This window comes from Streptomyces sp. NPDC036815 (assembly GCF_055609205.1).
In genome coordinates this window covers 69,400-95,630 of record NZ_JBVJPW010000011.1, presented here as the reverse complement: position 1 = coordinate 95,630, position 26,231 = coordinate 69,400, and the positions used below count along the sequence as shown (strand labels likewise).

The following is a 26,231-nucleotide window of genomic DNA, read 5'->3' as shown; positions in this document are numbered from 1 at the left end:
CCTCATCTGTCGCGTTGAGAGAGATCCGTGCCAAACGATTCATCGGGGCGCAGGGAGCAGGGGCCCAGCCTCGGATCGCGCAGGGGCGAGCCTCCCACACCGAGGGGAGCCGCCCGTGCCACTCACGGGCGGCTCCTCCTTGGTGTGGTGAGGGCCTGTTTCACGGGCCACTTGTGATCGATAACCCGTACCTTCAGCGTCCCGTAGGACACCGCACACCGCTTGTCGCGGCTCCAGTCGGCGAGTGTCTTGGCCTCTCCCCATGCCGGGTAGAGCTTGCCAAGGAGGTGGGCGGGCCGCTCGGCCAGCGTGAGCAGGTCGGCACGCGGTGTGCAGTTGACCCGCCTGGTCACCTTCGTTCCGGCCTGCTTGTGTCCTTTCGTGATCAGAAATCCGGCATCGAGCAAAGGGCCGAGACCGGTGCGGACGGTCTTGACGGACACCCCGAACTCCTCGGCGAGCAGCGCCAGGGTCGGTATCCGGGTATCTGGCGGATACACCCGGTCAGCGAGCCTGCGGCGCATCTCTTTTTCGACGTACACGGCGAGCGGCATGTCCTCATCCTGGCCGGGCACGGTCCACCTCTCGCCCTCGACGACGATGCGCGTGCCCAGCCGGGGCCTGGTTTCCACCAGGCCGTCATGGCGCAGCAGCTTCAGCGCGCCCGAGACCACCGCACAGTTGGCGCGGTGACGGCTGACCAGCTCGGCATAGGTGATCACCCGGCCGGGCGCCAGATCCCCGCTGCGGATCTCGCCCAGCAGTACCGCATAGAGCTGAAGGGCTTGAGCGCGGGCGCTCTTGGGGAGCCTTCGCAGGGTCTCCTGTGGCAGGTCATGGAGGTCGGTCATCGTCTGGTGAACTGTGCCTTTACGTCGGGAAACAGGGCCTGGGCGTGCGTGCGGAGGGTGCTTCTCAGGCCGGGGGTGGGTGCGCTGTTCGGGGCACGTAGCGGGCCGCGCCGTTTTCGAGGACGGTCAGACAGCGGTCGAAGGCGGCGCGGGGCCGGCCCCAGGGGTCGGGCACGTCCTCGCCGGGGAGGTAGAGGCGCACCTTGGAGCGCGTGCGCGAGGTGGCAAGGTCGCAGAGTGCGACCACGTTGGACAGGTCCATGGCCAGGACGAGGTCGGCCCACTCCAAGAGCTCGGTGGTGACCTGGGCGGCCCGGTGGCCGGTGAGGTCGTAGCCGTGCGCGGCCGCGGCCTCGATCATCAGCGGGTGGGCGGGCTGGCCTGCCCACTTGTCCCGTATCCCTGCTGAACGGATCTCGAGTCCGGCGCCGCTGTGGTGGGTGAGGATGCACGCGGCTGCGGGGGAGCGGCAGTAGTTTCCCAGGCAGACCGTCAGGATCCGCCGCGGGTGGTGTCCTTCGGCGCCGCCGGTCACCGGTCTGCCTTTGCTGTGGCCAGGGCCTGCTCCAGAAGACCGGCGATCTGCACGACGTCGCTGGTGGTCAGGTGCTGGTGGAAGGGCAGGGTCAGAATCTGGCGGGCGACCCTCTCGGTGACGGGCAGCGACCTGTGATCCAGCGCCTCGAAGGCGGGCTGCAGGTGGTTGGGCGGGTAGTGGACGCCCACCCCCACGCCCTTGTCCTTGAGGAGGCCGAACACACGGTCCCGGTACGGGGCGGGCAGGTGTACGACGCACATCGACGGGGTGGAGTGCTCCACGTCCACGTCCACCACGGTGACATCGTCGATGCCGCGCAGTGCGAGCTCATAGGAGGCCCACAGCGCTTTGCGCTGGGCCATCGCCTGAGGGAAGTGGGCCAGTTGGATGCGCCCGATCGCGGCGTTCATGTTCGGCATCTGGGCCCGCATGCCGCGGCCTTCGACCGTGTAGCTGGTGGCCGCAGTCCGCGCCTGCGCGGACTGCACGATGCCCAGGTTGCGTTGCGAGCGGGCAAGACGGCCTTCGCGCAGGTCCCGCGGGATGATCATGCCGCCCTGGCCGCAGGTCAGGTTCTTGACCGGCCCGAAGCTGAAGCACGTGAGCTTCCCGGACGCACCGACCCTCACCGCGCCCTCGTGGGAGCCGAAAGCGTGTGCGGCGTCCTCGACGATCTGGATCCCGCGCTCGGTGAGGAGGGTGTCGAGCGCGGTCAGGTCGACGGCGCGGCCGCCGTACAGGACAGGAACGACCGCCCGGCTGTAGGGGGTGATGGCCTCCTCGACCGCTGCGGGCTCCACACACAGGGTGTTGGCATTGACGTCGATGAAGCGGGGGCGGGCGCCACAGGCCATGATCGCCTGGATGGTCGCACAGAACGTCAGGGAGGGGACGATGACTTCATCGCCTGTGCCGACACCGGCGGTGCGCAGGGCGATGTGCAGGGCGGCAGTTCCCGAAGCGACCGCGACGGCGTCGGGTACCCCGAGGAATTTTGCGACCTCCTGCTCGAACTGGGTGGTGGCCGTCCCGTGCTGGTAGTAGCCGCCGCGCAGCACGTCGGCGACGGCCATCTCCTCGCCCCCGTACATGTAGGGCTGGGCGCACTTTCCCGCAGCCGCGGAAACTACTTTACGGGGTGGGGTAGCGGTCATACTGCTCTCCTTTTGCGGGCTGGGGGCGCGTGGGGCGTAGCGGTCGGCGGGCAGCGTGGAAACATCCCCCACGGCCAGCGTGTCCGTGAACTTGGTGAGGTACCGGCCCGGCCGGCAGTGCAGCCGGGAGTGGTCGACGGGCTCGCCGAAGAGGCCGTTAAGCGCCTGCTGGACCAAATCGGCACCGGCCGCCTGGGAGAGCAGGAAGCCACCCGCGAAGCGCATGTTCATCTCGGTCAGCACGACCCGATTCGATGTGGGCTCGTCACAGACGAAGCCCTGCACGCAGCACGGCCCCACCGCACCGACAGCGCCCAGCGCCGCGGTGACCAGGGAGCTGACCTCTTCGTCGGCAAAGGTGCTGGCCACGACCGCCAGACCACCCTTGACGAGCAGACGCCAGCGCAGCGCCAGCGAGGCGCGCCCGACGCGGTCGACGAGGCAGTCCGCGGTGAATTCGCTGCCCTCGACCTTGGCCTGGACGACCGGGTCCGGCACCAGGCCGCACAGCGCATGCGCCTCGGCCCGGGTCCAGCAGAAATGCACGTCCCGGCCGCCCTGCCCGCGCCGGGGCTTGACCACCCACTCGCGGCCGTCGTCGGTCAGCTCGGCGTCGGCCTGCCCGGGGAGCAGGGTGAGCGGGGTGGGCAGGTGGTGCCGCCTCAGGACGTCGTGGAAGGCGGCCTTGTCAAGCGCCGCGGTGACGGCGGCCGGGTCCGGCAGCCACGTCCTGGCGCCGAGGGCGCCCAACTCCTCAGCGAGCTCGCACAGGAGCGGCAGCTCCGCCTCGACGGTGGACATGATGGCGTCGGGGCGCAGCTCGTTACAGAGCGAGAGCAGTGCGCCGGCAGCCCGCGGATCACCGGCGACCGGCACCACGCGCGGGGTGACCCGCGCGAGCAGAAGACCGGGAGCCAGGGGGCTGGCGTCGGCCGCGATGACCTCGCAGCCCAGCTGCAGCAGCTGCCGCGCGAGGTCGAGGCCGGGGGCACCGCCGACGCCGGTGACCAGGATGCGGCGCGGGCGCCGTGCAGGGTGCATCACCGGGGGCCGTCCAGCGCGGGGCGGGGCACCTGGATCTGCGCCATCGGGGCGGCGGGGTTACGGCGCAGGGGCGCCCACCGGTCGGGGTGCTGCCGGTACCAGTCCGCAGTCTCGGCCAGGCCCTCATCGAAGTCACGTCCGGGCTGATACCCCAGGGAGTCGGCGGCCTTCGACCAGGTCATGGCGTAACGCAGGTCATTCGCCTGACGGTCGGGAATGTAGGTCACCAGCTCCCAGCTCGCCCCGTACAGGCGCAGGATCCGCTCGGTGAGCTCCTTGTTCGTCAGGTCCGTGCCGCCGCCGAGGTTGTAGATCTCGCCCGGCGTACCGTCCCGCAGCACGAGCTCGATACCGGCGCAGTTGTCCTCGACATGAAGCCAGTTGCGGACGTGCTCGCCACGGCCGTGCAAAGTGACGGGTACGCCCTTGACGAGATTCGTCACGAACAGAGGGATGATCTTCTCCGGGTGCTGGCCGGGCCCGTAGTTGTTGGAGCTGCGGGTCACGCACACCGGCACGCCGTCCGTGAGGTACGCGGAGAGCGCCACCAGGTCACTGGCGGCCTTGGACACGGCGTAGGGCATGGTGGGGTTCAGCGGGTCTGCTTCTCCCGCGGCGCCTTCGGGCAGCGAGCCGTAGACCTCGTCGGTGGAGACGTGCACGAACTTCTCCACAGCGGTGCGCTTGGCGGCTTCCAGGAGAATGCTGGTGCCCACCACGTTCGACATCAGGAACGTGCCGGCCTCCAGGAAACTGCGGTCCACGTGTGACTCGGCAGCGAAGTGGACCACCGCCGTGTGGCACGACACGAGTTCGGTGACCAGCACCCTGTCGAGGATGTTGCCCTGGACGAACTCAAGCTTGGGCGAGAGGAAGGCCTCACCCAAATTCGGTGTGTTCCCCGCATAGGTGAGCGCGTCCAGGACCGTCACCCGGGCGACGTCGTCGGCTTGCAGGAGCCGTTTCACGAAATGGGAGCCGATGAACCCGGCTCCGCCGGTCACGAGCACATTCTCCATGTCCTGACCTCGATCTGAAGGGTAGGGAGAGGCGGAGAGGGACGGGTGGGTCCTGGGTGCCGCGCCCGCACTCAAAAGCGCGGCACCCAGGAGGGGCCCCTACAGGGGGAGGGGCCCGTCCGTGCGCTCGCCTCACGCTGGCCGGCGACGAGCACACGGTGTACCGGTCAGGTGAGGTGCCCATTCCCCACCCGACCGGGGGTAGTGCACCGATCCCGGCCGGGGCCAAGGCCCTCCCGGCGGAGACCGGCGATTCTGTGTCCGCCCGAGACAGAGCGGGGAGTTCGTCGAGGTTGACGACGGTGAATGGCCGCAAGGCGCGCATGAGTTGGGCGGCCGCCATCCAGTCCAGGGCGCCGTCGCCGTATGGCACCGGCACGCCATCACTCGCCATGACTTGGATGCTGCGGTTGACGGTGTTGTACCGGTAGGGCGTGCCGATGACGCCGTACAGGGGGGCGCTCTGCGCCAGCAGCGCGACGTACCCGTGCCTGGACAGGAGGGAGTACCGCAGAGGTGCCTTGCGGGCGTGCTCGACGCAGAACGGCGGCCGGGCGGTGCGGATCGCGGTCTGGGCCTTGGCCTCAGGCATGCTGTCCTCAGCGCTGTGGAGGAACAAGATCCCCTCAGGCGTCCTGGCGGGCTGAACTGGCACGACAGCTTCAGCATCGTCTCGCGCTGCCAGGCGGGATTGACCGTCCGCCAACGCGGCGCGCCGGTCAGCGCTCCGCACGAGTCGAGGGACTGCGAAACCCGCGCCCACAACACGCGCCCTGCACATCGCGGTCCCCGGGCCTCTGGTCCACGTAGCTGATGCGGCTGCCGCCAGCGCTGCTGAAGGAAGTGCGTAAGGCGGAGAGGGATTTGTCGACCTCGCCCTCGCGGGCCGTGATGTACGGGATCGGGTGCTCTCGTCGTGCGTTTGTGTTCCTCCTCTCGCGGTGAGCGGCCCCCGGGCGGCCGGGCGGCGCAGTCCGGGGCGGATACGCCCCGAGCGGGGAGCGTCGAAGAGCAGGCCAGTTCAGCTTCATCGTCGCGCCTTTTTCATATGGGTTCGAGTCCTGTTCGGTGGGCTACGCAGCCGCGGAGGAGCCGAGCGGTCAGTACACCGAGCAGGGGGATTGGGGGTTCAGACCGACCGTGCGGGCAGCGGTGCTGCGGTGGATGGCCGCCTCGCTGTAGCCGTAGAAGTGCCCGAGGACGTCGTCGTCCGTGCAGCCCCACAGCGTCGGCGGCCGCTCTCCCCATTCGACGACGTCACCGTCTGCCGGGGAGTGCCCCAGGCGCGGGGTCGGGAAGCCGGAGTGTTCCCGGAGTGCTTCAAGGATCTTCAGCGCCAGGCAGGTGCAGGACACGGGGAAATCTCCGCCGCGGCGGGTGCCACCGACCGGTACAGCAAGGAAGGGGATCCTCATCGTGCGCAGAGCCGGGCTCTTCTCCAGAAGCTGAGGGTCCGCGATCCGCTGGACGTAGTACTCATAGTCGTACGCCTCCCGCGGCGCGAGAACGATGACGCAGTCCACCGGGGGATGTTTGGCGATTCTTGGGTCATGCATCGGCGGAGTCCCTGATCGCCTTGGTCTTGAGGAGCGTTTCGGTCAGCTCCTCCACCACGAACGCCAGGCGCCTAGCGAGTCCAAGAGCGGGCACGTAGCCCTCCGGCGTCACCTCGTCCCGCACGTGCTCACCCCGCTTGATGATGCTGAGCTGTTCCGAGGTCGGCGGGAACCTCGGAACGGCTACTGCCGCCTCGCTGAGCCGTTGCAGGTGCTCGCGCAGGCGCTCAACCAGGGTGGTGACCACGGCCGGAGGCGGCAACTGGCTGCCGATCGCCATGTCGAGGTCATCGAAGATCTCCTCGGCATGGGGGAACTTCCGCGAGAGCGCCACCAGCACGCGCGCCAGAGCATCGGCGTCGAGCGGAGGTTTCGATTTCGCGACGGGCCGACGGGCGGTGACGCTGCTCATTGTTCCGCCCCGGTCGGTCGAAGCACGGCCTGCACCGTCTTGGTCCGGCCGTCCTCGGTCGTCGCAAACGCGAGCATCGCGCCGACGTGTCTCGCCTGCCACAGGCCAGGCCTACGGCGTTCGAGCCCAGCCGGCTCCCATCGCACGGCGTCCTCATACCCGGGGAATGTCGGCAGCTGGTCCGTTGCCTCGATAAGGAGCTCGCCCGTCTCGATTACGGCGAGACGCATCGGAACCCGGACGGTGTTGCCATGCCGGACAGCGTTGTCGACGAGTACGGCTGCGACTCGGGCCGCCTTCTCTACGTCTCCGGGCCAACACAGCAGGGTGAGGTGCGTCCGGCTGTAGACCCGGGCATTTCCTGCAGCTATTCCCGCGAGCTGGCCGAGGGTCCATCCGATGGGATCGCGCATCCCGACCGTCGTCGACCACTCGCGTACCGAGGCGTCGGTGAGAGGAAGGTCCCGCACGGTGGTGGCAGGTGATGCAGGAATCTTTTTGTGTGTCTGTGGGGTCACAGGGGCTCCCTGGGCCACGGGTGTGTATTCGCTCAGGCACTCACAGCGAGGTGTGACACGAGCGTTGCAACTACGGCGGGACGGCTCTACCCCCACCTTGTCCTCGGCTTTGCGTATCAAGTTGGTGCCATTCCTCGCCTTGTCCTCGGCTTGTCCTGACCTCGTCCTCGGACCAGCTAAATGGCCTCTGTACGGGGCAAGTTGATGAGGGAGACGTTCTACTGTCGAAGGCAGTGACGGCCTGAGCCAACGGGAGGGAAGGGCGACATGCTGTTCTTTCGGCACGTCCTTGAATCACTCGGCATCCGAAGCCACGAGGAGTTCCTTCCGCCGTACCGGAAGGCTGCCAAGCGACTCGGCATGACGGACGTAGACCCGGCTCCAAAGACCTTTCAGGGGTGGCTATACGACGGGCGGAAACCGATCAAGGTCTTCCGCCCCGTTCTCGTCGAGATGCTCGGATACAGCATCGAGAACCTCTGGACAGAAGTTCCCGCGGGATCGGAGCCGAAGATCGCCGCCTTGGCTGGCCCTCCACTGACTGAAGACCATGCCGAGTCCGGCATGGCCCTAAACGAGATGAGAAGGACGGGCGTGATGGCTGCACGGCGCGCAAAGGAGTTTGTTCTCGGAGCAGATCGCGACAGGGTGGGCGATGACACCCTCGGGTTCCTCAGCGAGGAAGTCGCACGGCTCGTCGCCGCATACCCGCGCGAACCCCTCGCGGCGATCTGGCAGGACCTGCTGACGGCGCAGGACGAGACCTTCCGAATCTTGGAAGGGGGCAGGGCCCGGCCGACGCAGCTTCGCGATCTCCACTTCAACGCAGGGATCCTGTCGTTCCTCGTCGCCAAGGGGTTCAACGACATGGAAGACCCGGACCAGGCCATGACGATGACCCGCGTGGCGGGGTTCTGCGCCAAGGAGGCGGAGCACGCTGGGCTCATTGCCCTGGTAGACGGCCTGAAGTCCCTCATCGCGTACTGGGCTGGGAAGACCGGAGATGCCCTGCATTACGCCAGGCAGGGATCCGCGACCGCGGGCCGTCTCGAAGGGACTGTCGCGCTATGGCTCCTGGGCCTGCAAGCGCGATCCGCGGCCGTCCTGGGTGATACGCAGGCCGTGGCCGCAGCGAACCGCGAAGCCACGGACCGGCGCGAGCACGTCGTGCTGGACGACCTGGACGCTCTGGGCGGACTGCTCACCTACGCCTCGGAGAAGCAGCTCTACTACGTTGTGGAATCCGCAGCGCTCCTTGGCGAGGGTGGCGCAGACCTCTCCGAGCAAGCGGAATTCGCCGTGCAGGGCCTCAGCGATCCCCGCTCGCCGAGTTGGGCCTTCGGAGACCTCGCCGGCGCGCAATGCGACCTAGCGCTCATCCGACTGCACAGCGGCGAGTTGGAGGGGGCGGCAGAAGCGGTCCGGCCTGTCCTCGACCTGCCCAGTACGCATCGGAACAACGGCATCGTCGTCTCTGCGCAGCGTGTCCGGCAGGCACTCGTCCAGAGTCCCGCGAGTTCTGCTCTCGTGGCACGCGAACTGCGGGAGGAGCTGGAGCAGTTCCCTGCGCGTCGGCCTGCACTGCCTCATTAGCGCCGCGCGGGTAGAGTCCCGGGCATGTACCCGGTCGAGCGTTCGAGCCCGCGTCTGGCCCTCCGAGAATTCTCCATCGAGGACGCGGACGCGGTGTTCGCGATCTACGGAAGTCCAGAGGCAACGGAACACTTGTCCTTTGAACCTCGTAGCCGCGCAGAGGTTGAGTCCATCGTGGCTCGCTCAATCACCTCGGCCACTACGACGCCCCGCACCGAGTACGCGCTCGCGGTCGTCGAGCGAGTCAGCAGTGAGGTGATCGGCTTCACCCGCCTTGCCGCGGATCCTCATCAACAGCGCGCCGCCACATTCGGGTTCGCCCTGCGCCCTGACACCTGGGGGGTCGGCTACGGCTTGGAAACGGTCCGGCTCCTCCTTGACCTCGGGTTCGGCGGTCTTGGACTTCACCGGATCTGGGGCGCTCGGTCTCCGCTCAACGAGCACTCCGCCAAGACAATGACCGCTGCTGGACTTGTCGAGGAGGGCACAATTCGCGAGCACATCCAGAAGGCTGGCCGCTGGCGCGACTCTGTCGTGCACGCAATCCTCGAACGGGAATGGTCAGTCCAGCCGACATCCCGCCCGCTAACCTAGACCAGCAGGCTCCGCTTACAAGGTCGGAGAGCGGCGCCCGGCGGCCAAGGCTGTACGGGCTGCGGGCCTGCGATTTCAGCGTGCGCTCTGCGGTAGCAGCTTGTTCGTCTGGCTGGGTGCGAGGGCGATAGATTTGGCTATGTGGGCAAGTTGAACAACTGACCGTGACGGGCCTGGAGGCCGACATGGAAACGCCACACTCGGACCCCGAAGCCGTCAGGCCGCGTCCCGACTACCCGCCAAAGAAGTCACCGTCGCCGCCTCCGCCGCAGACGCGTTTGGCAGTTCCCTCCCTTCCAGTGCCGCAGCGCTGTGGTCGGGGCGGGCGGCCGGTGATGAAGAATCGGCCGGGGGGAAACTGGACGCTGGAAGCGCAGCCATGGGCCGCTAAGAAGGCCTACGCAGAGGTGACTGGCAAGCTGGTGAAGTGGGGGCTTAAGCCGCCCACCACGCTGGAGGCGCTGACCCTGCATCTTGTGTCCACTGTGGTGGCCGATGGCGGCCGGCACGTCAGCGTTCATCTCGCCGAGCAGGACCACCATGCGCTCATCCTGGTCTATAGCCACCAGCCACAGCCGCCCGAGCTCGCCAGCGAGGTGCTGCCGCGGCTGCACGAGCTGGGCGCGGTGAGCTGCGGCACGGAAATGACCGAGGAGGGCCGTCAGGTTTGGGTAGTCCTTGACCTGGCCCCTTAGGCCGAGCATGTGCATCGGTGAGGCTGCGCCGTTGCGGGTGGGCAACTGGCGCTGCCAACGGCGAACGGCTCACCCGAAATGGCGAACAGACCGAGGCCAGTTGGCGTGGCTTGACTGATATAGGGCTGCTGAAGCAGTTAGGGTCCCGGGTCGTGACGGAGAAGAGGGAACGGGTCTGTTTTTGCGGGTGCGGCGAGAACGCGGAGATGGGCAGGTGGTTCGTCCAGGGCCACGACGTCACCGCGGCCGCCGCCCTCCGTGCCGTGGAGGAATTGCGCCCGCCACACCTGCTGGTCTCGGCGGGGTTCAGCCCGGAGCGCTCGGTGGCCGAGACGGCTGTCCGGGAGGCGGGCTGGGTGCGCGTACGGCGGGCCGTCGGCCAACCAACCATGCACCGCGCCCCGGTTGGCGACCAGCCCCCTCCTCACCCGAACCTGGGCCGGATCCGGAGCGTGAACGCACGCTTCCGGACCTTGCCACAGTGATGCTGGCCGAGTCCGGGGCTGCCCAGGGCCGACTGCTGCCCGGGGCGGCCGGCCCGACGTGGGAGACGGTGCCGCTGCATCTGCGCCAGCAGCTCAGGGGCCCGCGCCCACCCCCGATGCCTCGTCGCGTCGTCAATGGCCCCGTGCTCCCGCAGTCTGCCCCGGAGCTGGCCTACCCGGAATATGAGGAGCTGCGCGCGAGGCGCGCCTGAAGGACCGCGGGCCGATCGGTGGATAGGCCATCACCTGCGTGGAGGATGCCGTCCGCTGCCGCCGCGGCTCCGATTGGTGCACGGCTGCCCTGGGCCGGCGCTGGCTGTTCTCCACGACCCACGTCTCTCTTACCAGGAGGATGGGGGCGCGGTGCGGGTGATGAGGGCGGGGAGGCGTCCGCTCTCGATGGTGTGCTGCGGCAGGGACAGTCCGAAGTGCTCGCCGATGACCGTCAGTGCCCGGTGTTGTTGCTCCTGTGTCGAAAGTTCCTCGTCCGGGCCGAGCATGTCGTCGATGGAGCCTTGGGGAGCGATGACTCCGGCCGCCTCGAGGGCTGGGCGCAGCAGGTCGGGCTGGGCTCCGGCGGGGGAGTAGCCAGCGCCCAGTTCGAAGTGCAGCTGTACCTCGCCGTCGGCGTGGTAGCTGAAGAAGGAGGGCGGGTCGTCCGGACGCGGATCGAAGATGAGTACCTCGGCGCCGCGGGAGACGGCCGGGTCCAGGGCCCAGCCTTCGCTGCCACCGCTTTCCACGATGAACGCCCAGTCGCCGGCTTGGCCGATGCGTCCCGCGCAGTAGACCTGCGCCAAGTCGACCATGGCGGATGCCTCCTGGAGGGTGGCGCCGGGCTGGATCTCCACCGGCTCGTGATCGGCCATACGCTCGGCCAGCTGCTGCGGGCTGAGGCCGCGGGCGCAGGTGATGTACAGATCGCCGGCATTCATGTTCGCGGCGCGCCACGCATCGGCGATCCACGCAAGGCTGTCAGGCATGGCCACTTTCTCTCTTCGGGCGGAGACTTGGGGCTGGTGGGGCCCGGTGGCTATGCACCGGGCCCCACCAGCGTTCACAAACCTATGGCTTGGGAACCGTGCAGGCCACGGTCACCTTGGTTGCGTCGCAATGCGCGAACTGGGGGAATTCCACCCAGTAGGGATCCTTGTCCAGCAGGCGGTACTTGCCTGAGAAGCCTCCGCTGAACGCTCCGCCCATTGAAGTGGAGTTGATCCAGCCGGACATGGCGGAGCGGCCGCACTTCTCCTTCCACGTAGGAGCAGCCGTGCGGACGTCGTCGTACAGGTGCCATTCGCCCTGCTTGACCCGGGTGGCATAGGTCTGCACGCAGTCGTTGCCGGTGTCGACCTCGTTCATGCCACCCATGCCGGTGGGCATGCCGCCGGAGTTGTAGCTGGCGGCGTAGGCGAACTCGTCACAGGACACCTTGTCGGTGGAGCTGATCTCGGTGACCTTGGTGGCATCCGGGTTGCCGTAGACCTTGGCCCAGTCATCGGGGCAGATCACCTTGCGGTTGTCGTCCGGGTCGCGCTTGGGCTGGTTCTTTTCCTTGGAGGGCAGGAAGAACAGCGGCTTGTTGGCGGCCTTGCTGCCAGGGTGCGTGGGCAGTTTGGACTGGATCAGCCACGCGTGTGCGACGGCCGGCGGTGTCTTGTCGAAGTTCATCACCCACGTCGGGATGTACTTGTGGAACGTGCAGCCCGGAGTGGTCGAGGAAATCTTGTCGCAGCGGATCTCGGCGCCTTCGGCCTCCCACCGGGACGCTGCCGGGTTCGCCACCGGAGAGTAGGCGCTGATCTTCGTCGACAGGTCCAGCAACTCGGAGCTGTTCGCCGCGTTCCAGGTGTGGTCAATCTTCCCGACCGCGGTGTGCGAGAACGGGTCGAGCCCCGTCCATTCCAGGGCCCCGTCCCATGACTGCGGGCCGTTCGAGCACTTGTCGGGCATCATGCAGTTGAACCGGACGTCGAGCGTCACCGAGCCGAATTTCTCGTCGATCGATAGGGGCACGAGCGTGAGCTGCTGCGTGAACGTCGCGGAGTTCGACGCCAGCTTCACCTCCTGCCCAAGGGCCCAGGTAGCGTTCAACGTCTCACCGGTGGGCTTGCCGTCCTTGTCGACGACGATGCCCACATACTCGAAGTTGAAGGACGATATGCAGGCCTCATACCGCTTGATGTGCGAGTTGACATAGGTCTTGCACCAGTCGACCAGGTGCGGCAGATCCGCATTCGACCCCTTGGTGAGGGCGTCGCGGGTGCGCTTGCTGGTGTCCGGAACCAACCGCGAGCACGGCTGTATGTCCGTCTTCGGATTGACCTTCCCGCAGTTCCAGCCGTCATCGGCACTGCGTCCGATGGGCGGCACGGTGGGGTCGACCGCCCCCATGGAGGGCTGGGGAATCTGCTGCGGCTTTTGGTAGTCGTCCTGATCCAGAACCGGGGCGTCCTTGTTCGGCTCTGGCAGCGTGATACTCACCGCCCGGCCGCGGGTGTGGAACTTCGTCCACGACGACCAGTCGGTCTCGTAGAGGGTGCCGTCGAAGGCGCTGGTGCGAAAGGCGTAGGTGGTGTTCGTCTTCAGATCGCCATAGGCGAGCGTCACCTCCGCCCTACCGCCGGACGTCACGTACTCGGACACCACCACCCCGAAGTCCGCAGGCTTCCCGGTATCGGGGTCGGTGAGCTTCACCTGCGCCTTCGGATTGCCGCTGGCGTCGGTCGTGTAGACCTCGAAGGTCAAGTCCGCCTTATCGCCATCGGCATCGGTGACGGTGTTGCTCAGCGTGACGTTGGTGCGGTTCACCTGCCAGACACCAGCTGAGTCCTTGGTGGACGGCGGACCGGCCTTCTGGTTCTTCCCCGAGACGGGCCGGTGGCTGTTGGCGGCCGCGGCCAGCTTCTCCGGGCCGGCAGCAGGCCGTGAGGACGGCGCATAGTCCCAGTCGGGAGTGCCATCACCGCTGTCAGCGGCGGCCACGTTGCCCATACCTAAGAGCAAGATCGAGCAGGCACTGAGAGCGAGTCGTGACAGAATGCGACTTCTTGCGGATCTTCCAGACAAGAGAAAAGTCCCCTCTGGCCCCGCCGTATGTGTGTTTCTGGGCAGGGCTGATCGGATGTGTTTTGTCGCGCTGGAACGTTCTACGGGTGCTTGTTCTGGGGCGGCAAGGACACCAACCGGGACACATCCCTTGAACACCCTGTAGCGGACGTGACGATGAACACGGTTGCGGGCAGGGGGTCACAACCCTGTGAGAGTGCTGTGAAGAAACTGAGCCTCCGTCACCCGCTCCACCGTCATGATCTACATCGCGATGATCGCCCTCATGACCCGCCGCCTCACCCGCGAATCCACACCAACCTGGCGAGGAGTATGAACCACATCAACTACGCGGAACGGGATGAAACGACGGGTCAAAATGCCCTCTGAGTGTCACAAAGTAACGGCACGTCATACCCAGAGTCTGGCAGTGACCATTGACAGGCCATGCCTAATGTCCTGCACCTCCACGGCTCCTGGACCGGATGTGCCAACAACTGTCTGTTCCTCCTGCTTGGCCAAAGACATCTATGGCACCGCCCCCCCGCCAGAAACCATGGAACCGACTCACCGCGAGAGCCGAGGTGGGGCCACTTCACCCCGTCACCACGCCTTCATGTGCCCGAGCGCCCCGCTAACTGGGGCCGTTGGAGCCAATATGCCGGGACCGCTGAACCAACGTCACAACCAACCCGCTGTTGCGATCACGGTGCCCCCAAACTGCCTGCAATCCAGATCAGTTGCCTATCAGAAGAGCATGACTCCACCTTGCGGTTCACGGCCGGCTGCGGTCTCCTTCGTGCGCAGGAGGGCTGCGTGGCTCGCGAGTCTGAAGGTGCGGCCGGCTGTTTGCATGTCACCCCTGCTCGCTGGCCTGGTCGAGGAGTTTGCGCATGAGGATTTCCGTGTCGAGTTCGGTCGCTAGGCCCAGGGAGCGGTTGACCTGGTTCAGGCGGGAGATCGCTGCATGCAGGCCGTTCCGATTGCCTGCGGCTGCTTCGATCTGGAACCAGTCCCGGTAGAGCAGTTCGGCGCTGTCGTCGACCTCGAGTCCGATGGCGATGGCGCGGCGGGCCAGGGTCAGGTCGTGGTGTGGACCTGGCTCCAGACGCAACGTTGCCACGGTGTGCGCTGTACTGACGATGCGCATCGCAATTTCCTGCTGCAGCGGCTCGCTCCAGGGCAGCGGCTGCGCACCGAAGGGTTTCCCGCGGACTTGATGGAGGGCGCGTTCGAGGTCGGGCAGTCCGGCCGGGCCGTGGGGGAGAGCGGCCTCGACGGTGCGCAGGAAGAGGTGCCAGTCGCAGCAGATCTTCGCCGAGATCGTGAACGGGTCGCTCTTCACGGAGCGCCGTGGCACGTACCACAGGCCGGTCTCGTCCTTGCCGAGACTGCGGCGCAGGCCGCCGAGCCGGGAGTTGAGGGTTTCGGCTGCCCAGGGGTGGAACGGGTCCATCTCCGTGCACAGGGTGTCTGCAGTGCGACCGGGACGCAGGTGGAGCAGGGCTGCCAGTTGTGCCTCGCGGGCTCCGTGACGGGAGGCGGTCACGCCGGAGATGGCGACGGGTCCCAGGACTTGGATGAGCGGCACACCGGGGGGCGGGTCGTGAAAGCCCGGGTTGCCGGCGGTTGGTTTGGGCGAGGGGCTGCTGCCGGCGGCCGGTGCGGATGATGTGCTGCTGAGGTTCTGCGAGGGCGCCGGTGACGCCTGCGGGAGTGTGGAAGCGGGCTGTTCGTCGTCCTCGGCTGCGGGGGCCAGCGGTATGTCGGGGCCGTCAAGGTCTTGCTGTGGGTGGGAGGGAAGGCCGGGCACGGTGGTGGGAGAGGCGGAGGCGGTCAGGAGTGCAGGGAAGATTCCCAGCCCGCCGTCATTTTTCCCCTCGGCGCCCGTGTGGCGGGAGTTGGTGCTCTGTGCACCGTCGGTTGGGCCGGGGGAGTCGGTTGCGGGGGTGTGGGGCGGGCCGGTTTTCGGGGAGGGCGTGGAGGCCGTGGTGCGGGCCGCGTGTGCGGTCTGGTTCTCGGACGGCACGTGCTTCCAGGCTCCGTCGGCGGGGCGGGGCTGTTGCCCGGATACCTTGAGTGCGGCCGTGACCTCCTCGAGGGCGTCGTGTTCCAGGCGCTGCAGGGTGATGTCGAGGCCGAGGCTGTCGAGGGCCTGCGGCTGGGTTTCGGCGGCATCCAGGAGGTCGCTGTCCTCGAAGAGGAGACGGGCCTGGCCTGCGGGGATGATGAGTGCGGCCTCCATGGTGTTTCTCGACTTGTGGAAGGTTTCGGCGACCTGCCAGGAGCTGTCGGCATCGAGGTCGGCAGCGCACAGGATCAAGTAGCAGGTGCGGGATTCCTTGGGTTCCTGGTGGGCTTCGAGAAGACGCTCGGCAAAGTCTCGTGCCGCGTCTCCGGTTGCGCTGATGTGCGCGATGCGGCCCGTGGGCAGCAGGTGGTTGAGGCCCTCGCCGAATCCGACGACGACGACTTCCACGTCGCCCGCCCAGGGGCTCATGGCGAGTTCCAGAGCCAGCGAGGTGAGGACCTCCGTGCGGTGCGTGCGATCACCGTCCAGCAGGAGGACACCGGTGTGCGGCAAGTCGAGCAGCACCAGCTGGCCGTCACCGTCGGCGCCGACGGTGACCAGACCCGGGTAGGGGGGCGGCACGTCGGCGGCCTCGTTCTCGGCGAGGAGCTCGGCGGTCTTCTCACACACCCACCAGCCAGCCCGGCCGGCCGTGAAGGGGGGTACGGCGGCGGCCTGCAGGTCGTCGGGCAGGACCTGCACGCTGCGGTCGGTGATCCGGGCCCCGCGCAGGGCCGGAAGAGCGTGCCCCTGCTGGCCGGCGTGGTGGGCCAGGGTGCGTAGCGCACGGTCGAGCCGGAGGAGGCCCGTGGAATCAGCGGCCTGAGCCAGCTGCGCCTCGGTCGGGGAGGTGTTGTCGGGCATGGCGATGAGCTCGCCGGGCCGGGCGCTGCGGCGTTGCAGGATGCGGCGCAGGGACAGAGCCAGGGTCACCGCGGCCGCCAGGGAGGCCAGTACACCCGCGGTGCGCAGAGTGAACACGTCCGATGCCGTGGATGTGTCAGGGTCCGCGGCGGGCACCGAAGTCGGCTTACCGGACGGTGTGGATACCGGGGAGGGGCGGGCAGGCCGCTCGGTGGGCCGCTGACCCTCATGATCGGGTTTTTCGGGTGTGGCCGGCGGCTTCGTGGGACCCCTCTCCCCGGGCCCGGGCCCGGGGCCATGTTCACGCTCGCTGTCTTTGTCACTGTCAGCGGCATCGTCGTGCGGGGTGTGGCCGTCCTTCTTGTCGCCGGGGGTGTCGGGTGTGGTGGAGCCCGTCGCCGCGGGAACGGTGATCTGTTGCCCGGGGTAGATCAGGTCGGGATCGTGCAGCGCCGGTGTATTGCCCGGCTGGTCATGCCCCTTGCTGGCGTCGAATAGCTGCGGCCACTGGTTGCCATCGCCGAGCTCGTCCGCGGCGATGGTGGACAACGACTCCCCGGCCTCGACCGTGTGGATCCGCTCGCCCTGTTCGTCCGTGGCCGCTGCTGCTGGCCGCTCGGCTGCCGCGAGCCGCATCCGTCTCCCCGTTGCGTCGCTGCCCTCTGCTTGTTCGGACACCGGGGCGGGGCAGGAGATGTGGGCGTCGGCCGGGAGCCGCACGTGGAGTCCGGCGGGCAACAGCGCACCTTGTGGAAGATCCGGATTGAGACGGCGGATCTCGGCGGAGCGGCTTCCCGAGCCCAGGTACTCCACGGCCAGGTCCCACACGGTTTCTCCCGTCTCACCCACCACATGGACCGGCCCCCTCTGCGCGGGCGGTTCGCCCTGCAAGGCGGCGGCGGTGGTGGCGGGCGCTGTGGGGGCCTTCGTGTGCGGGACGGTGTTAGCCACATGCAGTGGTGCGGTGGCGGCCACCGCCGGAGCGGGAGAGGCCATCGCCGTACCGGCGGGCAGCACCAGCAGCCCGCCCAGCAGGAACCCGGCCAGCCGTTGCGGCGCGCCCAGCACGCGGCGTTGCCCACGAGGCGGGCGGCGGCGCAGCAGACGGGGGATCTCGGCCAGCACACCCAGGGCGAACCACAGCCACAACGCCCACCCCAGCACGGTCAGCACGGTGAACAGGACCTGCCCGTCGTCCGGCGACATCAGTGCCTTAGTGATGTCCGAGCCGCTGGGCATGCCAGCCGGGAGAGTGCCGGCAGCGGCAAGGACCCACGGCACACCGGTCAGCAGCAGCGCCAAAACAGCCAGGCTGCCCGCGGCGCGCAGCACCCGCGCGGGCCGGGCCGGGCGGCCGGGGGAAGAGTGGGACATCGTTATGCTCCCGGGTCGGTGCGTTCGAGCGTGACGTCGGCGTGCGCGGTGACCTGCATGCTTGAGTAGCCGAACCCGCCTAGCAGCAGAGTCTGGTAGGTGTCGTGGACGGTGACGGTGATGCTCTGCCCGTCCGCGGCAACCGTGACGGTGCCCTGGACGTTGGCGTCGGCGAGGAAGGCCTGGGCGGTGGCGACGGCCCGGCCCGGGTCAGCGCGAGTGCCCTCGCCGGTGATGGCACCCGGCGCGCTGATCTCCTGGCCTGCGGCGCGGGCCGCCTCCGCGGCGATGTCCTCGGCATCCGCGTCGGCCATCAGCAGACGCCCGCCGTCCACCAGCAGCGCGAGCAGCCCGATCATGACGATCGCGAAGCCGAGGAAGTACAAAGTCACCGAGCCGCGGTCGCCGCCGTGGCGAGCCGGGCGGCGGGCGCGGTGGGCCCCGCCGCGGCCCAGCCGGGCAGCTCTCCTCTGCAGCCTCATGGGGTGCGCCCTTCGCCGGTACGGGCCACATACCGGTCCACTGCACTGTGCCGGGTCGCCCGTAACGTCTTGGAGCCCGGCAGCCCCGGCACCGCCAACTGCGCCAGCGGGATCTTGCAGTGCACGGTTACCGTGACACTGCCCGCCTGGCCGGGCTGCGAGGGAAACCGGCTGGTGTCGACCTGGACGTCGGAACTGGCACAGGCGCGCTGCGCCTGCCCCAGCGAGGTGAGCGCCGCCTGCCGGGCCCGGGCTTGCGCGGTAGCGGGGTCGGCGGACTCACTGGCCGCGCGGGCGGCCGCGGCCGCGGCATTGGCGGCCGTGCTGTCTCCCAGCCCGGCCAGCCCGAACGCCGCGGTGATTCCCAGGACCGGCACCAGCACCGTCAGGCACAACACCGCCTCCAACGTGTACGAACCACAATCGCCGTTGCGGCGCCCGGCCAGCGCCGCAGCACGCACCCCGACACCGCGCCGGTGGACAGACGCGGGGCCACGCTGCCCGTTCACTGGTCCCTCTCCACGGTGTCCTCCGCGCTGCGCTCGATGCGCACGTCCCACGGCAGGAAGTTCATGACCCGCCCCGACACGGTCACCCGCACCCGCTGCCCGCTCGACCCGGCGGTACTCACATGGGCCTGCTGGACCACCCCGACCCGGGCCAGCCAGTCCGCGGCACGCGCCGCGCCCTGCCCAGGGCTGGACTTGAACTGCGCACCGGTCTGCGCACCCTTGCGGGCCGCGGTGTGGGCGGCGGTACTGGCCAGGAAATACACCCCCAGCTGCAGCACCACCAAGGAGATGAACAGCAAGATCGGCGCGATGACCAGGAACTCCAGCGTGGAGAGCCCCGACTGGCGCCGGCTGCCGCGCAACGCCTGCTGCCGCGCGCGCCACCACCGCTGGATGTGAGTCCTCATGCGCCGACGGCGGCCTTGAACCGGTCGATCAACGTCGTGGAGGTGCTCTTGAACACAGTGCCGAACGCCACCGCCACACCCAGCACCACCGCACCCAGGATCAGCTTCTCCAGCGTCTCCATCCCGGCATCGCGGCGGGCTCCGGCCATCTGCTCCACCCGCGTCAGCCACGCCGTGTGCAGGCGCAGGGCCACTGTCTCGAACCCCGTGAACTTCATGATCGAAACTCCTCGTCGGAAGGCGCACCACGGGTGCGCGGTCAAGTCGTCAGATGGATGTCAGGGCACTGAAAGCCGGGTAGGCAAACATCACCAGCACGACCGTGAACAGCACCGTGCCGGGCACGACGAGGCGCTCGGATGCGGCGGTCGCCTCGGCCTCCCGGTCGGTGAGCAGCCGCTGGCGCAGCAGCAGCGCCTGGGTCGCCAGCATCTTTTGGATCGAGGCGCCGGCGCCGGCCAGGGAGAACGACTCCGCCGGGGCGGCCAGCTCGGGGATGTCGAGCTGCTCGCCGAGCTGCTTGAGGGCCTCCCACTGCGGGACGCCTGCCAGTTCGGCGCGTTTGAGGGTGGTACTGATGCGGGTCAGGATCCAGTGGTCGCCGACCTCGGCGGTGCGCTGGACCGCCGCCTCGGGCCCCACGTTCGCGCCGCGCTCCAACTGGGCGCGCTCCAGAAAGGAAGCGATGGCATAGCGCACTTCCAGGCGGGCTGCCTTGGCCTTGCGCCGCACATCGGCATCCGCGGAGAACCAGATGTAGGCGGCGAAGCCCACCGAGACCAGCAGCGGCGGAGCAAAGGAGATCCCCAAGCCTGCCATCAGCAGCAGCCCACCGGCCTGCACCATGACCAAGGCCACCAAGGACCCCACCACTTTGGTGCCCACATGGTGGGGCACCGACTTGTTGAGCAGTTCCAAGTCCGCGCGCGGCACGTTCAGGCGGTGGCCGTGAGAGGCCAGGATCTGCACGCCGGCCCGTTCCCACACCGTGGGCGCACCACGTCCGTGCCCGTCCGGCGCCGCCGGTTGCCCAGGTGGGCCTGTGGTGTTCTCCAGACGGTCCAGGACACCGTCCATGTCCGGCCGGGCGGGCAGCAGTTCGCGTACCACCAGGAACAGGCCTGCGCCGGTGATCGCACCGTAGGCCAGTGCACCGGTCGAGATCACAGCAGTGCCCCCTTCTTCCGGTCCGAGGGGCCCGACACAGACCCGGGGGGACCGGCCGGGCCGGGGGCCGGCAGCGGGGCCAGCAGCCGCGGTGCCGGCCGCGACAGAGCGAGTCTGCGCATCCCCACCAGAGCCGCGGCGAACATCAGCCCCAGGGCGAGCAGCACGAGTTGGCCCTGCGCGCTGCGGTAGATCTCGCCCCAGGACGGGTTGGTGACGATGTACGCGGCGATCGCCAGCGAAATGATGGAAACCCAGCGCGTCCCGGTGCGCACCTGGCTGCGCTTGGCATCCACCGTGCGCAGGGTGATGGCCTCCTGCTCGGTGAGGTGGGCCATGGACTGCAGGGCCCGGCTCAGTCCCGGCCCGTGGTCCTGGGCGTGGGTGAGGAACAGCATGACCGCGTTGTCGACGGCACCGTCCGCGAAGGCATCGGCGAACTGCCGGTAGGCCAGCACCGGGTTGGAGCCCACCCGCAGCCGCGCGGCCAGCAGGCGTACCTGCGCGCGGATGGTCACCGGAGCGCGCGTCGCCGACGCGGTGATCGCACTGTCCAGCGTGCCGCCGGACTCATGCACCCCCGCCAGCTGCTGCATCCACTCCGCCAGCGCCTCCAGGCGCACGATCTGCCGTTGGCTGGTGCCAGCCGGATTCCAGATCCACGGCACACCCAGCACCCCCACCGCGGCGAGCAGCCCGTGCACCGGCCGCGCCCAGTACAGCCAGGCCCCGACCGCAGACAGGCCCGCTAGGGCCATGATGAACCGGTAGCGGCGCGCCCAGGCCTCGGGCAGCGCCTCTCGCGCCAACTGCCAGCGCCCCACCCACGGCGAGGGGCGACGCTGGGTGGCCAGGGGAACTGGGACAGCGCCGCGCACCGCGAGGAGGAGCCCGCCCACGAGCAGCGCCCCGCATACCGAGGCCAGCAGATTCCACTGATCCGTGCTCACGCCGCGTCCTCCTTCGTGCCGATCAGGACCAGCGGGGCGGGCCATGCGCCGTACTGCGGCACAGTCAGCCAGCGACGGTCGAACCCGGCCAGCGTCTCCAGCTCCTCGATGAAGGACGGCACGAGCTGTGGGACCCCGCGCGGATCGGATCCCCCGGGCGCGAAGATGTCCTGGATAGAGGGGTGGCCGCTCTCGCCCGGCTGCACCTCCAGGACATGCGAGACGAAACGGTGGCGGCGCCCGCCCTGACGCGTCTGGTTGATCTGCTTGAGGTAGACCACGACGTGGACGGCGGTTCCCACGAGTTCGTGGACGTCGTCGCGGTGCATCCCCCGGCACAGCGTGACCAGGCGGGGCAACACCAGGCTGGGGTAGGCGGCGTGCAGCGTGCACATGGACCCGGCACCGCCGGCGCTCATCGCCTGCAGCATCGCGATCGCTTCGCGGTCGCGGACCTCACCGACGATGATGCGCGTGGACAGCATCCGCAGGGCATGGGGAAACATGTCCTCCACCGTGATCTGCCCGACCGGCCGGCCATCGACGAGTTCGCCGTTGGACTCGCGGGACTCCATCGCCAGGAACTGGGCGCCGCCCTCGACCTGGTCGAGGTACAGCTCCCGGTCCGACTCGAGGGTCACCACCCGCTCGTCGGCGGGAATCTTCTTCGCCAGCGCCCGCAACAGTGACGTTTTACCGGTGCCCATATCCCCGGCGAACAGCACGTTCTTCTTCGCCAGCACGAGTGCGTGCAAGAACGCGGACAGGGCGGGGGAAAGAGTGCCCCACCTCTGCATCTGTTCCAGGCTCGAGGCCATCACGCGGTGTCGGCGCACCCCCAAAAACGGATCACCGGTCAAGGTCGTGGCCTCGGCACGGGAGCCGTCCGGCAACCGGAAGGAGACCATCGGGGAGGAGGCGGACAACCGCCGCTCGCGGTGCCCTGAGTTGGACGCCAACCGGTTGATCAGCGCGATCAGTTCGTCGTCGTTCTGCGCGACCGGCGGGACTGTGACGGTGGGCCGGTTGAAGTAGTCGACCTGGACGGTGTCACCGAGCACGACGATGTTCTCCACGTCCGGGTCGTCCAGATACTTCTGCAAGGGCCCGGCATGAAACAGCGCGTCATAGACGGCCTGGCACAGCGTCTCCACCTGCGCGCGGGTCAGCGTCGCGTGCCGCCGCGCCTGGTCCACCGCCCACCGCGAAACCCGCTCGGCCACCAGCGACCGGGCCCGCTCGCGGCGCGCACTCTCATCGGCCAGCGGCTCCTGCTCATCCGCGCCGACGATGTCATCGCTCACCGCGTCGCGCAGCGCGGCGATGTCCTGCGGCGAGACCGGCAACGCCCCGGCCTGCTCAGTGACCTCCAGCGCCGCGGGCGAGGACAGCGCCGCAGAGTGGCGCGTGTGCGCGTCGGCCGTCGGCGCGACGGTCGGGGCCGGCGCCTGCTGGGACAAGGACTGGCGCAAGACGTCCTGCAGGCGTGGCGTCCCGGGCACCGGCTGCTTCTCAGCCATGAGAGGCCACCCCCAGCAGCCCGGGATCAACCGGCTGGCCCGCCGGGCGGACCGCGGCCAACCGCTGCAGCACCCCAGCCACCTGCGGTGACGTCACCGGCGCGGCGGGCATATCCAGCGCCCGGCGCCGCGTGTTGACCTCCACCATGATCGCCGCAGCCGTTTTCCGAGCCTGCTTGAGCAACGGGAGCTTGGCCAGCCGCGGCGGCCGCAGCGCCCCATGAGTGAACAGCGCACCGGCTGGCACATCCCACGGCAGCAAGTCCACCACCGGGACGCCGAACCGGCGCGCGATGGCATCCGTCCGCAAACCCCCTGCTGCAGAGCTCAGTTCCTGAATGACCAGCAGCCGCAGCGCCTCGCTGCCGCTGCCGCACCGCTCCAGCTCACCCTGCAGCACGCGGGCGACCGGCAGCGTCTGCGCCACCGACGTCAGGGTGTTGCGCAGCACGAGCAGCACCACATCGGCCCGGTAGGCGAGCACGGCCGGGAACAGCCCGGCATGCAGAGCGCCCCCGTTGACGACGACCTGCCCGGCGTCGACCACCACGTCGTACCCGGCGTGCTGGTCCATGGCATGCAGCAGCAGCGCCAGCGGCTCCCAGGTCCCCGACAGCGCCGACGCCTGCGCCGGGTCGGTCAGCCCGGGCAGGATCAGGCGGTTGCCATCCGCGTCCAGCGGCCGCAGGTGAACTTCGAAGGCCTCGGCAAGCTGATGCTGCAGGTGAGCCTGGGCCAAGTGCCACAGCCCCACATCGCCACCCCAGGCGCCCTGGCGGTATCCGCTGCGGATCGACGCCTGCCGGCCCGCGGCCTCCACCAGCAGAGAGGGACGTGGGCTGGACAGAGCCAGCGCCAGACAGGACACGGTGACTCCGCAGCCGTGTCCGCCGGCGAGCACCATGACGGACATGGATCAGCCCCCGGCCTTGAGGACGATCGCTACCCGGCCCGCGCTGGCATCGGAGGCTACCACGCCGCTCTCGACGTCCGAGACAGCAACCTGGACGACGACGTCGCCACTGCTGGCGGGGACACCCACCTTAACTACCCGCCCGGTGACCTCGGACAGCTCCGACTGTTCCTTGTCCATCGTGCCTTCCTGGGGTCGCGTCACCAGACTCACCGCGTCGCCCGGGCGCAGCGCATCCACCGGCGCCATGCCCCGCTTCACCTCAACAGCCACCAGTGCCTCACCGGCCTTGAGGCCGCCACGCCCGGCGAGCTGAGCAGAGGTCAACAAGGAGCCCTGGGACAGTGCGGCCCCGGCTCGGCGGCCCACCACGGTGTCCTTCTTCGCCGCGGCGACCGGCTTGAGCCCAGGATCGTCAGGCAGCGCCACGACCCGCAGGTCCTGCTCGGTGATCTTCTTCCCGGACGGCACGTCGCGGGCCAGCGCCAGCACATCGGAGCGCTCACTCGAGGCGTTCATCAGCCCTGCGAAGCCGATGGCGCCGGCCAGCACCATCACCGACCCGATCACCATGAAGGAGCGGCGTCGCCGACGGGGCGGCTCCGGATCGGTGATGGCGATGTCCGGGCGCATCACCGGGTCAGCGCCGGGCGGGGCGGGCACCTGCGGCCTGTTCTTCGTCATGTTCTTTAACACCACGTGCTTGCCCTCCTGCCTAGTCGAGGACTCTCATCTCGCCCACGGCTACCGTGAAGTCGCTGTCGCGGACCTCGGTGAACTCGCCCGTCTCGCCACCTCCGGTGACGTGCCACTCCACCGCCCAGGTCGCGGTCGCGGTGCCCTTGAAACGGCCTCCCGCCAGCCCCCTGGACGGGACCCGGTAGAAGTGTCCGCAGTCGGGCGACTTGGTCATGCCGTACGACGGCTTGTACTTGGTTCCGGCGCCGCGGCAGAGCACGCTCCTGCCGTCGCCCATCGACCAGCGGATCGAGGACACCTTTGCGGTGGCCGACACGGTGACTCCGGCCAGCGACGCGCTGGCGGCATTCGGGCCGAACGTGGTGGGGGAGGGGTCCACCCACATCCACATCGGGACCCCGACGGTGTACTTGCCCGCCGCCTGGGGGCTGGCGATTGCAGGGCCGGTCAGAAGCATCGAGTCGACGGCTTGCCGGGCCAGCGCCTGGGGGTCAACGTCGATGTCCGGGGCTTCGGCGGCCCAGAACACCTGCGGAACTCCTGCGAGCGGCCCGCCCAGGGCCGCTTGCCCAGCGTCCTCGGTCAGACAGACGCGGGTGTAGATGGCGCCGTTGCCGGGCTTGTGGCCTTTCCAGAGCGGGTCGCTCGCGGGCGGCTGCGGGGCCAGGCGCTCGACGGCGCACAACTGGAAGCCGGCCTGGCCTTTGCTCTTCGACGTGCCTTTTCCCGGTCCGTCTGCCGGGCGGCCGCCACCGAGACTGCGGCTGCCGCCGGCACCGGGCTCGGTGCGGCAGACCGTGACGTAGGAAGACCGGCCGGGGCAGAGGCCGCTGGTGCCTTTGTCGGGCTGCGGAGCTGCCGCGGCGCCAGGCAGAGTCGCGGCTGTCACCAGCATCACCAGGAGCGTGGGCGCCAGACGTCTCAGCAGGTGCGGTTGCCGTGTGTTTCGACCTTGGTGATGATCCACTGGTTCCCCCACTTCTCGGCCTGGGCGGTGGTCAGGTAGCGCATGGGCTGGGTGCTCGGGAAGGGCAGCACCTTGCCGTTGGAGCGTTTGACGGTTGGCCAGTTGGTGATGTCGAGGCAGTCAGTCACCCGTGCCTTGGGGATCTTCGCGTCCAGGTCGATCGGAGCATCGATCTTGGTGTTGCGGTGGGTGGGCGCGCCCTTGGTGGCGGTGCCAGCCTTCTTCATCAGCAGGAGATCACCCATCGCCCGGCCGAGTGCGTCCTTGGTGGCGTACTTCTTGAGGTCCGTGCCCGTGGCGTCGGCCTTCGCATACGCCTTGACCTGCTCGTCCCACATGCGGGCATAAGTGGTCAGTGCTGCCTTTTTCTCCTGCGCCTGCGGGTCGGCCGAGCTCTTGGTCGGTGTCGGGGAGGCTTTGGCGGACTTCGTGGCGGTTTTGTTCGGGTCATCATCCGCGGTGCTGCCGCTGCTGCACGCGGCGACGGCGATGCCGAGCACAGCAGTGAGAGATACCAGAGGCATAGTTCGTCGCGCGTGGACGTAGTGGTGCGATCGCGATGTCATGTGTGCTCTCCCCGCATGGCCTGTTGAGGTGAATGCCCGGTGCAGTCTGTTCAGACCGGCAACTCTGGGGCGGATAGGGCCAGTTGTGGCCGTCGTCATGCGTGCGATTTGTGATGCGAACAGTAGGACGCTCTCTGTCAACGCTCCATGCGATTCGGATAGTTGATGGTTGCGTTCCGCTACGAGTGATGCAATTGCGCCACAGCCCCGCAGGCCTGCAGGTCCTGTGCGT

General features: G+C 68.5%; 25 protein-coding genes. 4 read left to right on the top strand and 21 right to left on the bottom strand.

Annotated features, from left to right (window positions below; genetic code table 11):
* Window positions 1-122 precede the first annotated feature (122 nt).
* From ACZ69I_RS22970 to ACZ69I_RS22940, 7 genes are all read right to left on the bottom strand, one after another.
* Window positions 123-851, bottom strand: a complete 729-nt coding sequence (locus ACZ69I_RS22970; RefSeq protein ID WP_467677296.1) for a GntR family transcriptional regulator — start codon at window positions 849-851, stop codon at window positions 123-125.
* A gap of 64 nt (window positions 852-915) precedes the next feature.
* A complete protein-coding gene (locus tag ACZ69I_RS22965; RefSeq protein ID WP_470834254.1) occupies window positions 916-1,386 on the bottom strand; it encodes a low molecular weight protein-tyrosine-phosphatase in 471 nt (156 codons plus the stop codon).
* Window positions 1,383-3,584: an aminotransferase class I/II-fold pyridoxal phosphate-dependent enzyme gene (locus ACZ69I_RS22960; protein WP_470834253.1), complete on the bottom strand. Its 2,202-nt coding sequence runs from the start codon at window positions 3,582-3,584 to the stop codon at window positions 1,383-1,385. Before ACZ69I_RS22960 ends, ACZ69I_RS22965 begins: the two co-directional genes overlap by 4 nt.
* Complete coding sequence (locus tag ACZ69I_RS22955; protein ID WP_470834251.1) at window positions 3,584-4,606, bottom strand: dTDP-glucose 4,6-dehydratase; 1,023 nt, start codon at window positions 4,604-4,606, stop codon at window positions 3,584-3,586. Before ACZ69I_RS22955 ends, ACZ69I_RS22960 begins: the two co-directional genes overlap by 1 nt.
* A 1,100-nt stretch (window positions 4,607-5,706) precedes the next feature.
* Window positions 5,707-6,162: a DUF6302 family protein gene (locus ACZ69I_RS22950; protein ID WP_470834249.1), complete on the bottom strand. Its 456-nt coding sequence runs from the start codon at window positions 6,160-6,162 to the stop codon at window positions 5,707-5,709.
* Window positions 6,155-6,574, bottom strand: a complete 420-nt coding sequence (locus ACZ69I_RS22945; RefSeq protein WP_467677304.1) for a DUF6415 family natural product biosynthesis protein — start codon at window positions 6,572-6,574, stop codon at window positions 6,155-6,157. The genes ACZ69I_RS22950 and ACZ69I_RS22945 overlap by 8 nt, the downstream gene beginning before the upstream one ends.
* Window positions 6,571-7,092: a hypothetical protein gene (locus ACZ69I_RS22940; RefSeq protein ID WP_467677306.1), complete on the bottom strand. Its 522-nt coding sequence runs from the start codon at window positions 7,090-7,092 to the stop codon at window positions 6,571-6,573. The genes ACZ69I_RS22945 and ACZ69I_RS22940 overlap by 4 nt, the downstream gene beginning before the upstream one ends.
* Window positions 7,093-7,359: 267 nt before the next feature.
* On the opposite strand from ACZ69I_RS22940, the gene ACZ69I_RS22935 reads away from it, so the two are divergent.
* The 4 genes from ACZ69I_RS22935 to ACZ69I_RS22920 all read left to right on the top strand — a co-directional run bounded on the left by ACZ69I_RS22935 (window position 7,360) and on the right by ACZ69I_RS22920 (window position 10,459).
* A complete protein-coding gene (locus ACZ69I_RS22935; protein WP_470834248.1) occupies window positions 7,360-8,685 on the top strand; it encodes a hypothetical protein in 1,326 nt (441 codons plus the stop codon).
* A gap of 24 nt (window positions 8,686-8,709) precedes the next feature.
* Window positions 8,710-9,279 (top strand): GNAT family N-acetyltransferase, encoded by a 570-nt coding sequence (locus ACZ69I_RS22930; protein WP_467677310.1) that lies wholly within the window; start codon window positions 8,710-8,712, stop codon window positions 9,277-9,279.
* Window positions 9,280-9,686: 407 nt separating this feature from the next.
* Complete coding sequence (locus tag ACZ69I_RS22925; protein ID WP_467677312.1) at window positions 9,687-9,974, top strand: hypothetical protein; 288 nt, start codon at window positions 9,687-9,689, stop codon at window positions 9,972-9,974.
* 152 nt (window positions 9,975-10,126) lie between these two features.
* Window positions 10,127-10,459, top strand: a complete 333-nt coding sequence (locus ACZ69I_RS22920; protein ID WP_467677314.1) for a hypothetical protein — start codon at window positions 10,127-10,129, stop codon at window positions 10,457-10,459.
* A 341-nt stretch (window positions 10,460-10,800) separates the two neighbouring features.
* Here ACZ69I_RS22920 and ACZ69I_RS22915 read toward each other — a convergent pair whose 3' ends face one another.
* From ACZ69I_RS22915 to ACZ69I_RS22850, 14 genes are all read right to left on the bottom strand, one after another.
* Complete coding sequence (locus ACZ69I_RS22915) at window positions 10,801-11,442, bottom strand: DUF6461 domain-containing protein (RefSeq protein ID WP_467677316.1); 642 nt, start codon at window positions 11,440-11,442, stop codon at window positions 10,801-10,803.
* An 82-nt stretch (window positions 11,443-11,524) separates the two neighbouring features.
* Entirely contained in the window at window positions 11,525-13,453 is a 1,929-nt protein-coding gene (locus tag ACZ69I_RS22910) for a hypothetical protein (protein ID WP_470834246.1), read from the bottom strand.
* Between the two features lie 910 nt (window positions 13,454-14,363).
* Window positions 14,364-17,744 carry a LysM peptidoglycan-binding domain-containing protein gene (locus tag ACZ69I_RS22905; protein WP_470834245.1) on the bottom strand — a complete coding sequence of 1,127 codons (3,381 nt, stop codon included), beginning with the start codon at window positions 17,742-17,744 and terminating at the stop codon, window positions 14,364-14,366.
* A gap of 74 nt (window positions 17,745-17,818) precedes the next feature.
* Window positions 17,819-18,298, bottom strand: coding sequence for a pilus assembly protein TadG-related protein (locus ACZ69I_RS22900; RefSeq protein WP_470834243.1), 480 nt, complete (start codon window positions 18,296-18,298; stop codon window positions 17,819-17,821).
* Window positions 18,295-18,807 (bottom strand): hypothetical protein, encoded by a 513-nt coding sequence (locus ACZ69I_RS22895; protein ID WP_470834241.1) that lies wholly within the window; start codon window positions 18,805-18,807, stop codon window positions 18,295-18,297. Before ACZ69I_RS22895 ends, ACZ69I_RS22900 begins: the two co-directional genes overlap by 4 nt.
* Entirely contained in the window at window positions 18,804-19,217 is a 414-nt protein-coding gene (locus ACZ69I_RS22890) for a TadE/TadG family type IV pilus assembly protein (protein ID WP_470834239.1), read from the bottom strand. Before ACZ69I_RS22890 ends, ACZ69I_RS22895 begins: the two co-directional genes overlap by 4 nt.
* Entirely contained in the window at window positions 19,214-19,435 is a 222-nt protein-coding gene (locus ACZ69I_RS22885; protein WP_467677328.1) for a hypothetical protein, read from the bottom strand. Before ACZ69I_RS22885 ends, ACZ69I_RS22890 begins: the two co-directional genes overlap by 4 nt.
* A gap of 49 nt (window positions 19,436-19,484) precedes the next feature.
* Window positions 19,485-20,384 (bottom strand): hypothetical protein, encoded by a 900-nt coding sequence (locus ACZ69I_RS22880; protein WP_470834237.1) that lies wholly within the window; start codon window positions 20,382-20,384, stop codon window positions 19,485-19,487.
* The gene (locus ACZ69I_RS22875) at window positions 20,381-21,334 is read right to left on the bottom strand and encodes a type II secretion system F family protein (RefSeq protein WP_470834235.1); all 954 of its coding nucleotides are present in this window, start codon (window positions 21,332-21,334) and stop codon (window positions 20,381-20,383) included. Before ACZ69I_RS22875 ends, ACZ69I_RS22880 begins: the two co-directional genes overlap by 4 nt.
* Window positions 21,331-22,854, bottom strand: coding sequence for a CpaF family protein (locus ACZ69I_RS22870; protein WP_470834233.1), 1,524 nt, complete (start codon window positions 22,852-22,854; stop codon window positions 21,331-21,333). Before ACZ69I_RS22870 ends, ACZ69I_RS22875 begins: the two co-directional genes overlap by 4 nt.
* Window positions 22,847-23,767 carry a hypothetical protein gene (locus tag ACZ69I_RS22865; protein ID WP_470834232.1) on the bottom strand — a complete coding sequence of 307 codons (921 nt, stop codon included), beginning with the start codon at window positions 23,765-23,767 and terminating at the stop codon, window positions 22,847-22,849. Before ACZ69I_RS22865 ends, ACZ69I_RS22870 begins: the two co-directional genes overlap by 8 nt.
* 3 nt (window positions 23,768-23,770) lie before the next feature.
* Window positions 23,771-24,451 carry an SAF domain-containing protein gene (locus tag ACZ69I_RS22860; RefSeq protein WP_470834230.1) on the bottom strand — a complete coding sequence of 227 codons (681 nt, stop codon included), beginning with the start codon at window positions 24,449-24,451 and terminating at the stop codon, window positions 23,771-23,773.
* Between the two features lie 31 nt (window positions 24,452-24,482).
* Entirely contained in the window at window positions 24,483-25,361 is an 879-nt protein-coding gene (locus tag ACZ69I_RS22855; protein WP_470834228.1) for an ATP/GTP-binding protein, read from the bottom strand.
* Window positions 25,362-25,387: 26 nt separating this feature from the next.
* Window positions 25,388-25,933 carry a hypothetical protein gene (locus ACZ69I_RS22850; protein ID WP_470834227.1) on the bottom strand — a complete coding sequence of 182 codons (546 nt, stop codon included), beginning with the start codon at window positions 25,931-25,933 and terminating at the stop codon, window positions 25,388-25,390.
* Window positions 25,934-26,231: the final 298 nt, after the last annotated feature.

Bases quoted from the DNA above. Each gene is read 5' to 3' on its own strand.
- ACZ69I_RS22970 (WP_467677296.1), bottom strand. From the start codon at position 851: ATGACCGACCTCCATGACCTGCCACAGGAGACCCTGCGAAGGCTCCCC.
- ACZ69I_RS22930 (WP_467677310.1), top strand. From the start codon at position 8,710: ATGTACCCGGTCGAGCGTTCGAGCCCGCGTCTGGCCCTCCGAGAATTC.
- ACZ69I_RS22915 (WP_467677316.1), bottom strand. From the start codon at position 11,442: ATGCCTGACAGCCTTGCGTGGATCGCCGATGCGTGGCGCGCCGCGAAC.
- ACZ69I_RS22855 (WP_470834228.1), bottom strand. From the start codon at position 25,361: ATGCTGGTGACAGCCGCGACTCTGCCTGGCGCCGCGGCAGCTCCGCAG.
- ACZ69I_RS22935 (WP_470834248.1), top strand. From the start codon at position 7,360: ATGCTGTTCTTTCGGCACGTCCTTGAATCACTCGGCATCCGAAGCCAC.
- ACZ69I_RS22890 (WP_470834239.1), bottom strand. From the start codon at position 19,217: ATGAGGACTCACATCCAGCGGTGGTGGCGCGCGCGGCAGCAGGCGTTG.
- ACZ69I_RS22865 (WP_470834232.1), bottom strand. From the start codon at position 23,767: ATGTCCGTCATGGTGCTCGCCGGCGGACACGGCTGCGGAGTCACCGTG.
- ACZ69I_RS22910 (WP_470834246.1), bottom strand. From the start codon at position 13,453: ATGGGCAACGTGGCCGCCGCTGACAGCGGTGATGGCACTCCCGACTGG.
- ACZ69I_RS22870 (WP_470834233.1), bottom strand. From the start codon at position 22,854: ATGGCTGAGAAGCAGCCGGTGCCCGGGACGCCACGCCTGCAGGACGTC.
- ACZ69I_RS22945 (WP_467677304.1), bottom strand. From the start codon at position 6,574: ATGAGCAGCGTCACCGCCCGTCGGCCCGTCGCGAAATCGAAACCTCCG.
- ACZ69I_RS22885 (WP_467677328.1), bottom strand. From the start codon at position 19,435: ATGAAGTTCACGGGGTTCGAGACAGTGGCCCTGCGCCTGCACACGGCG.
- ACZ69I_RS22960 (WP_470834253.1), bottom strand. From the start codon at position 3,584: ATGCACCCTGCACGGCGCCCGCGCCGCATCCTGGTCACCGGCGTCGGC.
- ACZ69I_RS22860 (WP_470834230.1), bottom strand. From the start codon at position 24,451: ATGACGAAGAACAGGCCGCAGGTGCCCGCCCCGCCCGGCGCTGACCCG.
- ACZ69I_RS22955 (WP_470834251.1), bottom strand. From the start codon at position 4,606: ATGGAGAATGTGCTCGTGACCGGCGGAGCCGGGTTCATCGGCTCCCAT.
- ACZ69I_RS22900 (WP_470834243.1), bottom strand. From the start codon at position 18,298: ATGAGGCTGCAGAGGAGAGCTGCCCGGCTGGGCCGCGGCGGGGCCCAC.
- ACZ69I_RS22950 (WP_470834249.1), bottom strand. From the start codon at position 6,162: ATGCATGACCCAAGAATCGCCAAACATCCCCCGGTGGACTGCGTCATC.